The 13,760-nt window shown below is 38.4% G+C and carries 13 protein-coding genes; 2 read left to right on the forward strand and 11 right to left on the reverse strand.

The window, feature by feature from the left end; translation table 11 throughout:
* Window positions 1-7 precede the first annotated feature (7 nt).
* From mnmH to AC13EX_RS06340, 11 genes are all read right to left on the reverse strand, one after another.
* Window positions 8-1,018 carry a tRNA 2-selenouridine(34) synthase MnmH gene (mnmH, locus tag AC13EX_RS06290; RefSeq protein WP_482892003.1) on the reverse strand — a complete coding sequence of 337 codons (1,011 nt, stop codon included), beginning with the start codon at window positions 1,016-1,018 and terminating at the stop codon, window positions 8-10.
* 689 nt (window positions 1,019-1,707) lie between these two features.
* Window positions 1,708-2,577, reverse strand: a complete 870-nt coding sequence (gene atpG, locus AC13EX_RS06295) for an ATP synthase F1 subunit gamma (protein WP_482892005.1) — start codon at window positions 2,575-2,577, stop codon at window positions 1,708-1,710.
* A gap of 49 nt (window positions 2,578-2,626) precedes the next feature.
* On the reverse strand, window positions 2,627-4,204 hold the full coding sequence (atpA, locus tag AC13EX_RS06300; RefSeq protein ID WP_048640933.1) for a F0F1 ATP synthase subunit alpha: 1,578 nt from the start codon (window positions 4,202-4,204) through the stop codon (window positions 2,627-2,629).
* 37 nt (window positions 4,205-4,241) lie between these two features.
* The gene (gene atpH / locus AC13EX_RS06305) at window positions 4,242-4,799 is read right to left on the reverse strand and encodes an ATP synthase F1 subunit delta (protein WP_482892006.1); all 558 of its coding nucleotides are present in this window, start codon (window positions 4,797-4,799) and stop codon (window positions 4,242-4,244) included.
* A gap of 9 nt (window positions 4,800-4,808) precedes the next feature.
* On the reverse strand, window positions 4,809-5,303 hold the full coding sequence (locus AC13EX_RS06310) for a F0F1 ATP synthase subunit B (protein WP_048640935.1): 495 nt from the start codon (window positions 5,301-5,303) through the stop codon (window positions 4,809-4,811).
* Window positions 5,304-5,385: 82 nt separating this feature from the next.
* Window positions 5,386-5,643: an ATP synthase F0 subunit C gene (gene atpE, locus AC13EX_RS06315; protein WP_010854327.1), complete on the reverse strand. Its 258-nt coding sequence runs from the start codon at window positions 5,641-5,643 to the stop codon at window positions 5,386-5,388.
* 41 nt (window positions 5,644-5,684) lie between these two features.
* A complete protein-coding gene (gene atpB / locus AC13EX_RS06320) occupies window positions 5,685-6,707 on the reverse strand; it encodes a F0F1 ATP synthase subunit A (protein ID WP_339718090.1) in 1,023 nt (340 codons plus the stop codon).
* Between the two features lie 18 nt (window positions 6,708-6,725).
* The gene (locus AC13EX_RS06325) at window positions 6,726-7,115 is read right to left on the reverse strand and encodes a hypothetical protein (RefSeq protein WP_048640937.1); all 390 of its coding nucleotides are present in this window, start codon (window positions 7,113-7,115) and stop codon (window positions 6,726-6,728) included.
* A 46-nt stretch (window positions 7,116-7,161) separates the two neighbouring features.
* Complete coding sequence (locus AC13EX_RS06330) at window positions 7,162-7,395, reverse strand: AtpZ/AtpI family protein (RefSeq protein WP_084011648.1); 234 nt, start codon at window positions 7,393-7,395, stop codon at window positions 7,162-7,164.
* Entirely contained in the window at window positions 7,361-7,780 is a 420-nt protein-coding gene (locus tag AC13EX_RS06335) for a bactofilin family protein (protein ID WP_048640938.1), read from the reverse strand. The genes AC13EX_RS06330 and AC13EX_RS06335 overlap by 35 nt, the downstream gene beginning before the upstream one ends.
* Before the next feature lie 2 nt (window positions 7,781-7,782).
* Window positions 7,783-8,652 carry a M23 family metallopeptidase gene (locus AC13EX_RS06340; protein WP_048640939.1) on the reverse strand — a complete coding sequence of 290 codons (870 nt, stop codon included), beginning with the start codon at window positions 8,650-8,652 and terminating at the stop codon, window positions 7,783-7,785.
* A 110-nt stretch (window positions 8,653-8,762) separates the two neighbouring features.
* Here AC13EX_RS06340 and porW point away from each other — a divergent pair, with 110 nt between their 5' ends.
* Complete coding sequence (gene porW, locus AC13EX_RS06345) at window positions 8,763-11,387, forward strand: type IX secretion system periplasmic lipoprotein PorW/SprE (protein WP_482892008.1); 2,625 nt, start codon at window positions 8,763-8,765, stop codon at window positions 11,385-11,387.
* An 8-nt stretch (window positions 11,388-11,395) separates the two neighbouring features.
* On the forward strand, window positions 11,396-13,705 hold the full coding sequence (locus tag AC13EX_RS06350) for a penicillin-binding protein 1A (RefSeq protein WP_048640940.1): 2,310 nt from the start codon (window positions 11,396-11,398) through the stop codon (window positions 13,703-13,705).
* The last annotated feature ends 55 nt before the right edge of the window (window positions 13,706-13,760 follow it).

The raw sequence follows: 13,760 nt of genomic DNA on the forward strand, positions 1-13,760 counted from the left end.
GTTTCTATTAATCAACTTTCATAAGAGAGTGAGCGACGCGTTCGAGGTTATCTATACTTAGTTGAAATTTCTTTTCGATAGTAGCTGCTTTTTTATTTATTCCTTTTGAATAGGCTTTATCATAATAGGTCAATATTATCCTGGCCGCTTCCTTCATTTCTCCATTTTCAATATGAGCAACAGCGCGTTGAGTATTTTCTTTTCCCAACTTTTTGGCGATGTTAAGAGTAGATTGAATAAGTTTTTCCTTGGGTAGATTGCCATACCCTTTTACTAGAACCTCAAGTCGTTGTTCTATTGGTAATACAATGAGGTAACGAGGAGATTTTTGCATTAATTGGTACAAGCCCGATATCAAATGGGTCTTCCCAATTATAAAAGATTCATCTTCCAACCAAATGGCCTTTTCAAGGGAGAATTTTAAAAAATTCTCAAGAATATCATTTTGAAATTGTTCGGAAGTAGGTTGCTCTCCTTCATTATGACTTCCAAAGGAAGAACCTTGATGGTGGGCCAATTTCTCAAGATCTACAACTTGAGCACCCATTCTTTGCATTTCTTCTAGAAGAAAGGTTTTCATGGATCCTGTAGACCCTGATAAAATTTTAAGCTTAAGCGGTTGTTCAAAGAAAGACAACAAATAATTTCTGTAGGATTTATACCCTCCTTTCAACACCTGAATTTCAAAACCATAGAGTTCAAGTAACCAAGCCAGGCTTGAAGAACGCATTCCCCCTCTCCAGCAATGTATAAGCAATTTTTTAGAACCAAAAGATTCAGCAATCTCGATAAAACGCACCAACTTTGACCCTACCAACCTAAGTCCAACCTTAATGGCTTTTTCGCGACCTTCTTCCTTGTAAATGCTGCCTATTGTAGCTCTTTGTACATTGTCAAATAAAGGAAGGTTTATGGCCCTAGGAATATGCCCCGCAGCGTATTCGCCCGGAGACCGGGTATCTAGTACCGGGTAATCATTTTTTTGCTTTAAAAATTGGTCAATTTCTACAATTTCCATAAGAACGGGAATATTCAATACAGGGCAAAACAATGACTAACATAGACAAACTCGTAGAGAAATTACTCAGCTATATACTATAACCTTTCCCCAATCAACCAATTCATGATTCATTTAGGTTTCTCCGTAGAGGTACACCGCCTCAACATTGTTAAGATAAGAATAAAAGCGCAAAGGAAACAATCCGCACCAAGTAACTAAGCATCATAAGGCCAACAGCCTACTTATAAAGCGAAGAAATTATTCAATATCAGTACTAACCAATCCGGATACAGGGAGCTGGGTAAAATATAAAAGAGGGAAAATTTTAATAATCCTAAAGTATACTTCAACCCGAAATAGGCAATAGACATTCTATTACGTGCTGAAATCGCTTCAAAATCAGCCACTTCGTTGCTGTTTTCAATTTCACCATAGCGGTGCTATGTTAAAATCTCCAAACAGTCTGATTTTCTTGCGATTGCAACACTTCCCGTAAACACGGGACAGGCTTCACCCCTGACAATGTCAGGGCGGAGAAATCCTATTACATAATCCGGGTTAAAAAATTGGAAGTGGTATTGTGTAAAATAAGATGGACAAGCAAAGTATGAGCATCCATTATTTCTGGCAGCTAAGCAGACCTTCTAAAAACTAGAAAAGCCGGTTGCTTACACAACCGGCTTCAATTATCTTAAAGTGATAACTTATTACTTACCTTCCAATGCATTTGCACCAGCAACGATTTCAAGAATTTCGTTGGTAATGGCAGCTTGTCTGGTTCTATTGTAAACAAGTTTCAAATCTTTCAAGAGATCAGCCGCATTGTCAGTGGCTTTACTCATGGCAGTCATCCTTGCACCATGCTCAGAGGCGTTGCTATCCAAAATGGCCTTATAAAACTGGATCTTCAAGGAATTAGGAACTAATTCTTCGATGATGTAATCTCTAGAAGGCTCTACAATATAATCCTGTTGGGATTTATCATCACCTTCTGACTCAATTTTAGAAATTGGCAGAAATTGCTCTTTAACAACAAGCTGAGTGGCTACATTTTTAAATTGGTTGTACACCAAAACCACATGATCATATTCTCCATTAACAAAAGCATCCATTACAAATTCTGCGGCAGCTTTAATTGGATCGAATGTGATATTTTCAAACAATCCAGCATATTCAGAAATCAAAGGATACTCCTGCTTTTTAAAGAAATCCATGGCCTTCTTTCCAATAGGCATGACAGTAATAGCTTTACCTTCATGCTCCTGGATAACCACATTAGAAGCCTTGATAACATTGGAATTAAAAGCACCACATAGTCCCTTATCGGATGTAATTGGCACTATCAGCACATTCGCAACACTACGTTCTTGGGCATACGCTATGTCTGCCACTCCTTCTGCTCCAGAAGAAATATTATTTAGGATGGAAGTCAATTTTTGAGAATAGGGTCTCATCTGCACAATTTTTTCCTGTGCCCTTCTCAATTTAGCAGCCGCTACCATTTTCATGGCTTTGGTAATCTGCTGGGTAGAGCTTACCGAATTGATCCTTTCTTTTACTTCCTTTAGATTCGCCATAATTATTCTATATCCTTCTTACTTGTATACTGTTTAAGACCAGTGCTAATTAAGCTTTGTATTTAGGAGCTAACTCCTCTACAGCTTTTTTCAGCAAGTCACCAGCAGTATTTAGGTCTCCTTTATTGATAGCAGTAAGTGCTTCAGGGTATTGAGCGATGATAAGATTGTAAAAATCCTTCTCGAATTCTCTTACTTTTCCTACTGGTACATTATCCAATAAACCTTTAGAAGAAGCATAGATAATGGCTACCTGAAGGTCAACTCTTACTGGAGAATATTGTCCTTGCTTCAAGATTTCCTGATTCCTTCTACCTCTTTCGATTGTTCGCTTAGTAGTAGGGTCAAGATCTGATCCAAACTTAGAGAAAGCTTCCAATTCACGGAAGGCAGCCTGATCAAGTTTCAAGGTACCTGCAACTTTTTTCATGGCTTTGATCTGCGCATTACCACCAACACGAGATACTGAAATACCTACGTTAATGGCAGGGCGAATACCTGCGTTGAAAAGGTTTGTTTCCAAGAATATTTGTCCATCAGTAATGGAAATAACATTGGTAGGAATATAGGCAGAAACGTCACCAGCTTGAGTTTCAATTATAGGCAAAGCAGTAAGAGATCCTCCTCCTTTTACCAAAGGAACTAAAGAAGGTGGTAAATCATTCATTTGCCTTGCAATCTCGTCCGAAGAGTTGATTTTTGCTGCTCTTTCCAATAATCTGGAATGAAGATAAAATACATCACCAGGATAGGCTTCACGTCCTGGAGGTCTTCTCAACAACAAAGAAACCTCACGGTAAGCTACAGCTTGTTTAGAAAGATCATCATAAACTACCAAGGCAGGCTTTCCTGTATCACGGAAAAACTCTCCAATGGTTGCACCAGTAAATGGAGCAAAGAATTGCATAGGTGCAGGATCTGCAGCAGATGCACTTACGATAACAGTATAAGGCAAAGCGCCTCCTTTTTCAAGGGCTGCAACCACGTTGGCAACTGTAGATGCTTTCTGACCTATGGCAACATAAATACAGAAAACTGGCTCCCCTTTGTCATAAAATTCTTTTTGGTTAAGAATTGTATCGATAGCAACAGCAGTTTTACCTGTTTGTCTGTCACCGATAATCAATTCACGCTGACCTCTACCGATTGGAATCATAGCATCAATAGATTTGATACCAGTTTGCAATGGTTCAGTTACCGGCTGACGGTAAATTACACCAGGAGCTTTCCTTTCAAGAGGCATTTCATAAAGATCTCCTTCCAAAGCACCTTTACCATCAATAGGAATACCTAAGGTGTCTACCACCCTACCCAGCATACCATTACCTACTTTAATGGAGGCAATCCTTTTAGTTCTTTTAACGGTATCGCCTTCTCTTACGGATTTAGCTTCTCCAAAGAGCACAGCACCTACATTGTCTTCTTCCAAATTGAGGACCATGGCTCTCAAACCATTCTCAAATTCGATCAACTCCCCTGCTTGCGCTTTAGAGAGTCCGTATATACGGGCTACACCGTCACCAACTTGGAGTACAGTACCCACTTCTTCCAATTCTGCTTGAGTCTTGGCTTCCGAGAGTTGCTCTTTCAATATTGCCGAAACTTCATCAGGTCTTACATCTGCCATTATTGTATAGTATTATTGATTACAGCTTAATTTCTTCTTAATATTTTTTCTCGTAAAGGTTCTGGGTAAAGTCCAGACGCAATTGTTGTAACTTACTCTTGATAGATTCATCAAGTTGTTTGTCACCAATTCTAAGAACAAAACCACCTATAAGGTTTGGATTGATCTTCTCTACAAGTGTTACTTTGTTTTTGCCGGAAACCTCCTTAACGATATCCTTGAAGGAATTTCGAAGTTCATCATCCAGCTGAATGGTACTAACCACTTCTGCAGTTTGTATCCCAAGGTGCTCATTGTATAGTCGGATAAAAGCAGTGGCCATTTCTGGAAGAAATGCTGTTCTGCCTTTTTCACCAACTAATTCAAAAAACTTTATCGTCAATGCAGTGGTTTTTTCTCCCACTAGCAACTTTAAAATTTCTGTCTTTTTTTCAGAACTTATGACAGGACTTTTAACCATATCCAAAAAAGATGAATCTCCGCTTAAGGACAAAACAGTGGACATGTCTGAATGCACCTGTTCCAATTCACTTTTTTCTACTGCGAGTTCCAGCAGTGATTTTGCGTAACGAGAAGCTACTCTGTATGCTGACATTCCTGTAGGTTAGTTTAATTTAATATCCTTAACAAATTCTTCTACTAATTCTTTTTGAGAAGCTTCACTTGAGAGATTTTGTCTCATAAGTTTCTCAGCCACCTGAAGCGAAAGTTCTGCTACCTGAATTTTAACATCAGTTAAAGCAGCTTGTTTTTCAGTTTCAATAACAGCTTTGGCTTCTTCAATCATTTTAGCACCTACTTTAGCAGCTTCTTCTTTTGCAATTTCCATGGTTTGGGAAGCAAACTCATTTGCAGACTTTAAAATCTCATCCCTTTCCACTCTTGCCTCTTGAAGTAAACGCTCATTGTCAGCAACCAGATTTTGCATTTCTAGCCTTGCTTTCTCAGCCTCATTCAATGATGCCTCAATAGTGCTGTCACGCTCATCAAGCGCAGAAAGAATTGGCTTCCAAGCAAATTTGGCTAAAATGAAAAATAAGATGGCAAAACCTATCAGTTGCCAAATAATCAAACCTAAACCAGGAGTAATCAGATCCATTTCGTGTATTTTTTTAAGCTAAATATCAGTTTTGTTCAATAATTAAGAAAGGACCGGCCTAATGCCGGTCCAATTTCTGTTTCTAGAAAGTAAGATTTCCGTTAAGTGCGATAAGTAGACAAACTACTACAGCAAACAAGGAAACTACTTCAATAAGGGCAGCGATGATCAACATTGCAGTCTGGATTTTACCAGCAGCCTCAGGCTGACGTGCAATACCTTCCATGGCTTGTCCACCGATTCTACCAATACCCAGACCTGCGCCTATCGCAACAATTCCAGCACCGATACCAGCACCCATAAGTGCAAAACCGGCAGTCAATAATAATGAAGTTAACATACTCGTTTTTTATTTAATTTAATTGAACAAAGAATTCATAATTAATGCTCATGTCCATGCTCAGCTACAGCTGAACCTATGTACATGGCAGAGAATAAAGTAAATACGTAAGCCTGAATAGTGGCTACTAATAATTCGATCACATTAATGAACACTACCATCAATGTGGAAGCTACGCCCACTGCATAGGATTCGAAAACAAATATCAACCCTATAAAACTTAGGATTACAATATGACCTGCTGTGATCGCTACAAATAGTCGAACAGTAAGTGCGAAAGGCTTGGTAAACAAACCAATAATCTCAACTGGAACAATAATAAGCAATAGTGGTAATGGAACACCTGGAGTAGCTACTACATGTTTCCAATAATCTTTATTACCATTAAAATTGGTAATGAAGAAAGTTATCATCGCCAAAGTAATCGTAACAGCAATGTTGCCTGTAAGGTTAGCCGCACCTGGCAATAAGCCCAATAGATTCCCTATCCAAATAAAGAAGAATAAGGTCAAAAGGTATGGCGTGAATTTTTTGTATTTCGGACCAATGTTCGGACGAGCTATCTCATCTCTTACAAAAATAACAATTGGTTCCACAAATGAGGCGACTCCCCTTGGGGCTTTATTGGGATGCTTCTTATAGTACCTAGAAGTTGACAGCATAAGATAAAGCGTTACCGCCAATATCAAAAAAAGCATTGCAACATTCTTAGTAATGCTCAAATCAGTGAAAGACCTGCTTTCATCCACTGCTTGAAGCTTGTCATGCTCGTCTATGTAGTACCCGTTGTGCTCAACACCAAAGTGATGGGTTTCGGGATCTACAAAGGACGATGAGGAATAAAACTCAACACCTCTATCAGCAGAATAGATAATCACTGGTAGAGCGAGTGTTACATGAGTATGTCCCATGGTGGCAAAATGCCATTCATGAGAATCCTTAATATGGTGCATAATGAAGCTTGTTTTATCTTCATCACCACCTGAGGCAGCCATAACTGCTGCAGAAAATGTCAGTAAAATTACTGACATTAAGATACTTAACCTGATAAATTTGCGGACCATCAAAACAATTTTTATCCCCTATTTCGAATGAAGGCGCAAATTAGTTATTAAGCCGTACATATCAAACAATAAGTACAACAAATAAATGATAAAGAAATCCACAACAAACCAAAGTAAATTTTCATGCCCCTGCCATAAAATCAAAAAAACGAAGACAATACAGCAAATAAGTCTAATTATAGTGGTGCCCAAAATGACAGAAACACTAGTAAATGTTTCTAATTTCATTAATTTACCAGCCAAAAAACCTGTGACTCCGGTAAGCACAGCAAAGAAAAATAGTATTGAATAAACCAAGGTATGCAACCAAGGACCTGGAAGAAATTGTTCAATAAGCCATACTATTACTGCCAGAAACACCGTAAAATAAAGTAGACCCAATAATGGATTTTTAAATAAAGCCTTCATTTTAATTATTTTATCTTAAGCTTGAATTGAAAGGCAAAGTCTGACTTTATTTTTTCTTATTGGGAGAAATTGACTTAAAAAGTTGGTAAAAGGCTATGGCTGTCGAAATAAAACAGCCAAGTAATAAATAGAGTGGAAACTCCATGTTACTTCTTAAATGTAACCTATACCCCAGATAGCTACCTAATCCTATAATGGTACACATCTGAAAAGCCAACCCAAAATATTTCACATAAACAGGTGAATCAGTTTGAGGAGGCTTGCTTTTTGGTTTCTCCATCCTTTCTTTCCACTTTTAACTGATGATTGGTGCCCATGTTGCATTTGCCATTAAACTCAGCTCCATTTTCTATGATTAACTTTTTGGTGTAAATATCACCATAGATCAAAGCTGATTTTTTGAGATAAAGAGATTCTGTGCAATAGATATCTCCTTTTATATGACCAGAAATTTCTACATCTCCAGCTCTTACGTCTCCATTTACTTTGGCCGATTCACCAATTATAATCTTTTTTTGAGAATCCAGAGATCCATCCACTGTACCTTCTACACGGATATTTCCCTGAGAACCAATATTTCCTACTATTACTGTTCCTAATGCCACTAGATTACTGGAAGTAACCAGTTCAGTAGTGTTTTTTCTGTCATCAGTATTTTTTGCCATATCTAATCAAATGTAATAAATTCTTGGGGATCGAGTGGATTTCCTCTATACCATAGCTCAAGGTGCAAGTGCTGCCCTGTAGTTTGCTCACCGGTATTTCCGATAATAGATAATATCTCCCCACCACGGATAGGGTCTCCAATGGATTTCAATATTACAGAATTATGTTTGTAAATCGAAATCAATTCATTCGAATGCTGTACTGCTACTACATAGCCGGTCTCTAGAGTCCAGCTAGAGAATATTACCGTTCCATCTGCTATTGCTTTTACCGGTTCATTTTCTGCCGCCACCACGTCTACACCGAAATGATTTTGTCCAGCAGAGAAGCTACTCGTCACAACTCCTTTTACAGGAGGGAAAAAATAATTATCTGTAAACGACCCGCTACTTATCCTTCCAAAACTTGTTTCTTCAAGGGGTAGCGATTCAAACTCTCCAATAATCTGTTGGGTAGCATCACTACTTTTATACAAATCAATTTCCCCTCTATTTACCACCGGTTTACTTGAGGTATCAGAACTGGCTGGCGTCTCGTTTTCAAATTGTCCTGAGATAACATTTTGTATGTTCTTAACATATTGGTCTTTGGCATCGACCTCCATAATCAGGGAATCAATCGTTTCAGATAGGGCATGAATCTTAACCATGTTTTCTGTCTCTATATAAACCGGATCAAACCATCTGGCCAATAAAGTTTTGGACAAAAACAGTGAAATCAAAAAACAGGTCATAAATACAAACACTAACAATAATCCAACCCTGATTTTCGTAATATTAAAAGAGGTAATGACCGAAAAGTCCTCTTCCTTTCTAATTACTATAAGGAACTTGGTTTCTATCCAGTCGTTTATTTTCTGTTTAAGGCTCAATGGACGCTTGTTTTAGATATTTATTTTTTACAAAAATAGAATTTAATTCCTTTCGTTTAAATATTTATTCCAAAAGAACTAATTTGGTCAAGAATTCAAACTTAAAAACATTGCAAAGGAACATTATATTTTTCTTTTTGGCTATTGCCTTGAATCTGATGCCTTCTTGTTCTTCACAAAAAGACACTTTCACCAACCGGTTATACCATAACACAACGGCCAGATTTAACGCGTATTACTATGCGAAAGAAAAAATCCTGGAATTAGAAAAAGAAATACAAAATGAATACCAAGAAGATTTCTCCCAGGTGTTGCCTGTATTTTATCCTATAGATAGTGCTACTGTCGAAGCCAAAGAAGAATTATTAAAGGAAGCCCGAGAAATGGCGTCTAAAGCTGTGGATTGGCATAAAATCAGTGACTGGGTCGATCCATCCTACTTTCTTATAGGAAAGGTTGACTACTACAAAGGCAAATATGAAGAAGCACAAAACACATTTAAATTCCTAAACGTCAATAGCAAACAGGACGATGTGAGACATATTGCACTGATACTGCTTTTAAGGTCTTTCATTGATCATCAGCAATTTGAAGATGCCAGCTTTGTGATCGATTTTCTTTCTAAAGAAGAAAATATTAATGACGAAAACAAACAGTACCTCTACAAAACCTTGGCTTACTATTACGAAGCCAGGGGAGAAATGGAGCTAATGGCCCCCTCACTGTTCAAATCGCTAGAATATACCAAAGACAAATCCGAAGCCTCGAGGATTAATTTTATTTTAGCTCAGCTTTATCAACAATCAGGATTGGATGCATTTGCCTACGAATATTACCAAAAGTCAGTCTCTGGAAGTCCTAACTACGAACGTACCTTTTTTGCCCAGTTGTATTCACAGCAGGTAGCAGAACTTGAACGAAGTAAGGACCTGAAACGAGTCCGAGAATATTATGATGACCTCTACAAAGACAATAAAAACGTCGATTTTCGGGATGTTATATTATTCGAAAAAGGCAGGTTTGAAAAAAAACAGGGGAATCTGGATGAGGCCATTCGACTTTACTCCCTGGCGGCCAAGGAAGTGACAGAAAATGACAGGCAAAAGGGGTATATCTACGAAGCACTTTCTGAAGTTTATCTGAACGAAAAAGAAGACTTCCTCAAAACAAAATACTATCTCGATAGTGCGCTGTCTAAATTTAAAGAAACAGATAAAAATTATGGGTTGCTTTCAGCAAAAAAAATAATTTTTGACCAATACGCATTAAATTATGAATTATTGACGACCAACGACAGTCTTATTCAGCTCAGCAAGCTAAGTCCTGAAGACCAAGAGAAATTTGTTGATGATTTTTTGGCCAAGGAGGAAGAAAGGTTAATTAAAGAAGCTGAATTGGCCAAGGATAAAAAAAGCCCGGGAAGGTTTGAAAATCTTTTGGCTTTCGGTGGCAATTCAGGGGCTACTTTTTATTGGGATAATCCTGTGGCCATTCAAAAGGGAGCTTTAGAGTTTGCTCAAATTTGGGGAAACAGAGAGCTGTCGGATAACTGGAGGACTAGCGACAGGGGTTTTCAGGAGGCTGTCAATGTAGGAAACAATAACAACAGCAGTGAAGCAAATAATTCTGATAACAACAATGAAAGCAATACTATCACCACAAACCTTCCTGATAAAGCTGCCTTATTAAATCAAATCCCCAATTCTCCTGAACTTCTTGAGCAAATGGTGGATCAGATGGAGGAGGCCTACTTCAATTTAGGGAAATTACTTTATTTCGACCTCAAGCAACCAGATAAGGCAATTGAGTATTTGGAAGCTTTAATCGAAAAATACCCACAAACATTAAAAAAACCAGAGGCTTTTTACACCTTGTACTTAGCCACAAAGGATTTAGAAAAAGATTCAGATAGGTATGCCCAATTGTTGAATCAAGAATTCCCCAATTCTCAATATACCAAATCTATCAATAACCCAGATAAGGTGTCCGGATCCAAAGCGAATTTAGCGTCTGGCGAAAACTATAAAACTGCCTACCAATACTTCAAGGACAGGTCTTATGAAGAAGCTAGGACAATTGTTCGGCAAACTTTAAACGAATATCCACTAACAAAAAATACGGATCGATTATTGTTATTGGACATTATGATCACTGGCCAGTTAGAACCATTGGAGACCTATAAAGAAAGACTTAAAACCTATTTACAGCAAACAAAGGAAGAAGAGTTATTGGACTTTGCTGAAAAATTATTGAAAGCGGTAAGTGAAGATGATACTGCTTCAATGGGAGCAGCTACCGCAGAAACAAATAAAGAAGAGGAACCTTCTGCTGTTTCAGAAAACCTGCCAGATGTCCCCAATGTTGAATCCCCATACAAAGAGAATTTTAACCAAACCCATATATTTATCCTGCCAATGAATACTGATGTGGCTGAAAAAGCAAGCGACCTGACGGCTGCCCTCGAAAGTTTTCATAATTCAAATTTTTCCAGTGCACGTTTAAGAACTGGTACAATTTCTCTGGGACAAAAAACAACCATACTAATAATTAGCCCATTTTCCGATGCTGAAAAATCAATAGCCTATAAAGAGGCCTTTTTAAATAGTTTTAATAATGATTCCTTAACTGAGGAAATAAAAAATAGTAGTTTTGTAATTTCAATTGAGAATTTCCAACAGCTCAATAAACGGAAAGACATTAAGGAATACAGGTCTTTCTATAAGAAAGCTTATTGATATCCAATATGAGTAAAATTAAAAATAAAAACACCAAGCCTCTTTATGTGAAGATAATCAGATACATGTGGCTTGCATTCATTTTAGGTCTGGTCGGTTTCGTGCTATTTGTAGTATCAGTGAATGCCAATTTTCTGGGTCTATTCGGAGAAATGCCCGAATTTGAATCATTAGAAAACCCTGATAGCGAACTGGCTTCCGAGCTTTACTCTGCTGATGGGGTCTTACTAGGTAAATACTTTAGGGAAAACAGAACACCTGTCACCTATAATGAACTCTCTCCAAATATAATCAATGCCTTGATTGCAACTGAAGATGAGAGGTTTGAAGACCATTCGGGAATTGACCCGCGTGCATTGGCCAGGGTTTTCGTTAAATCCATACTGCTCAGGCAAAAAAATGCTGGTGGTGGTAGTACCTTAAGTCAGCAGACTGCAAAGAATCTTTTCAAAACCCGATCAGGCGATTCACAGGGATTATTAAGTAATGTCCCTGTATTAAGAATGATCATCATTAAAACCAAAGAGTGGATTGTTGCCACTAAACTGGAAAGTGCATATACCAAAGATGAGATATTGACCATGTACCTCAACACCTCTGACTTTGGAAGCAATGCATTTGGAGTTAAGACAGCCGCTAAAACTTTCTTTAATAAAGACACCAGAGATCTTAGTATACAAGAGTCCGCCACCTTGGTAGGTCTACTAAAGGCTCCTTCCTACTATAGCCCAGTATACAATGCTGAAAACTCTACCCGTAGGAGAAATACCGTTTTGGCTCAAATGAAAAATGGGGAATACATATCCCAAACTCAATTTGATTCAATAGCTGCTATACCATTAGAGTTGGAGTACCAGGTAGAAAGTCACAACGAAGGTTTGGCTACCTATTTCAGAGAGGCGGTTAAGGCTGACCTAATTAAATGGACTAAAGAAAACCTACAGCCTGATGGAACCAATTACGACCTTTTTGGAGATGGACTGAAGATATACACAACCATAGACAGTCGACTGCAAAAATATGCTGAGGAATCAGTACAGGAACACATGTCGGAGTTGCAAAAGAATTTTGAGAAAGAAATAGGGGATCGAGAGCCATGGATTGACGAACACCGTAGACCCATACCTGGTTTCATCGAAAAAGCTGTAAAAAGGACTGAAGCTTATCGAAATCTTAGGTCTCGCTATGGCGACAATACGGACAGCATTGAATACAAGCTCAATGAAAAGAAAAAAATGAAGGTTTTTTCTTATGAGGGAAATATAGACACATTGATGAGCACCATGGACTCCATGAGGTACTATAAAAAGTTCCTTCAAACTGGCTTTGTATCCATGGATCCACATTCTGGACATATCAAGGCTTGGGTAGGTGGTGTTAACCATACCCACTTTAAGTACGATCACGTTAAGCAAGGAAAAAGGCAACCTGGATCAACCTTTAAACCCTTCGTATATGCTGCTGCAATAGAAAATGGCTATGGTCCATGTTATACAGTAATTGACCAGCCTGTGGAGATTAACATCCCAAACCAACCCACTTGGAGACCTCAAAATGCTGATTCAAAATTCACTTATGAGCGCATGACCATCCGGTCTGCCATGTCCCAATCTGTCAATTCAATCACGGCCTACATGATGAAAAAACTTAGTCCGGGTGTGGTAGTAGAAACAGCAAAAAGAATAGGAATTACCAGCGAGTTAGAAGCTGTACCAGCCTTGGCCCTTGGCACAGTGGATGTCTCAATAATGGAAATGGTGGGTGCTTTTAGCACATTTGTCAACAAAGGCGAACACATTACCCCTATTTATATTGATAGAATAGAAGATAAAAATGGCAATGTTCTCCACCAATTCATCCCAAGGAAAAGACCTGCAATGAGCGAAGAGGATGCCTATATAATGGTGTACATGCTTCGAGGTGGTACTGAAGAAGAAGGGGGAACAAGTCAGGGCTTACCATGGAGTATTAGGGATGAAGGCAATGAAATTGGAGGTAAGACGGGAACTACCCAAAATGCTTCCGATGGTTGGTACATGGGCATTACCAAAGATTTGGTAAGTGGAGTTTGGGTAGGTGGTGATGACCGTGCCATACACTTCAGAAGCTGGATAAATGGTCAAGGATCAAGAACAGCTAGGCCAATTTGGTCAAAATTCATGAGCAAGGTATATGAAGACAGCTCTTTAGGTATCACCAAAGGTCCATTCCCAAAACCAGAAAGACCCATCAGCATAGAGATAGATTGTTCCAAATATGATCTGGAAACAGAGGAATACCAGGAATTTGACTATGATGCTACGACAACTGATTTTTAAGCTGCTAATTGTCAGGATTCAAAAGAAGCCTGACAATTAGCACTAAATCTAGGTT

It is taken from the genome of Cyclobacterium sp. L-R (assembly GCF_056859355.1).

What these genes read in the sequence shown, in the direction of transcription:
- mnmH (WP_482892003.1), bottom strand. Translation starts at nt 1,018, where the DNA reads ATGGAAATTGTAGAAATTGACCAATTTTTAAAGCAAAAAAATGATTAC.
- atpG (WP_482892005.1), bottom strand. Translation starts at nt 2,577, where the DNA reads ATGGCGAATCTAAAGGAAGTAAAAGAAAGGATCAATTCGGTAAGCTCT.
- atpA (WP_048640933.1), bottom strand. Translation starts at nt 4,204, where the DNA reads ATGGCAGATGTAAGACCTGATGAAGTTTCGGCAATATTGAAAGAGCAA.
- atpH (WP_482892006.1), bottom strand. Translation starts at nt 4,799, where the DNA reads ATGTCAGCATACAGAGTAGCTTCTCGTTACGCAAAATCACTGCTGGAA.
- AC13EX_RS06310 (WP_048640935.1), bottom strand. Translation starts at nt 5,303, where the DNA reads ATGGATCTGATTACTCCTGGTTTAGGTTTGATTATTTGGCAACTGATA.
- atpE (WP_010854327.1), bottom strand. Translation starts at nt 5,643, where the DNA reads ATGTTAACTTCATTATTATTGACTGCCGGTTTTGCACTTATGGGTGCT.
- atpB (WP_339718090.1), bottom strand. Translation starts at nt 6,707, where the DNA reads ATGGTCCGCAAATTTATCAGGTTAAGTATCTTAATGTCAGTAATTTTA.
- AC13EX_RS06325 (WP_048640937.1), bottom strand. Translation starts at nt 7,115, where the DNA reads ATGAAGGCTTTATTTAAAAATCCATTATTGGGTCTACTTTATTTTACG.
- AC13EX_RS06330 (WP_084011648.1), bottom strand. Translation starts at nt 7,395, where the DNA reads ATGGAGAAACCAAAAAGCAAGCCTCCTCAAACTGATTCACCTGTTTAT.
- AC13EX_RS06335 (WP_048640938.1), bottom strand. Translation starts at nt 7,780, where the DNA reads ATGGCAAAAAATACTGATGACAGAAAAAACACTACTGAACTGGTTACT.
- AC13EX_RS06350 (WP_048640940.1), top strand. Translation starts at nt 11,396, where the DNA reads ATGAGTAAAATTAAAAATAAAAACACCAAGCCTCTTTATGTGAAGATA.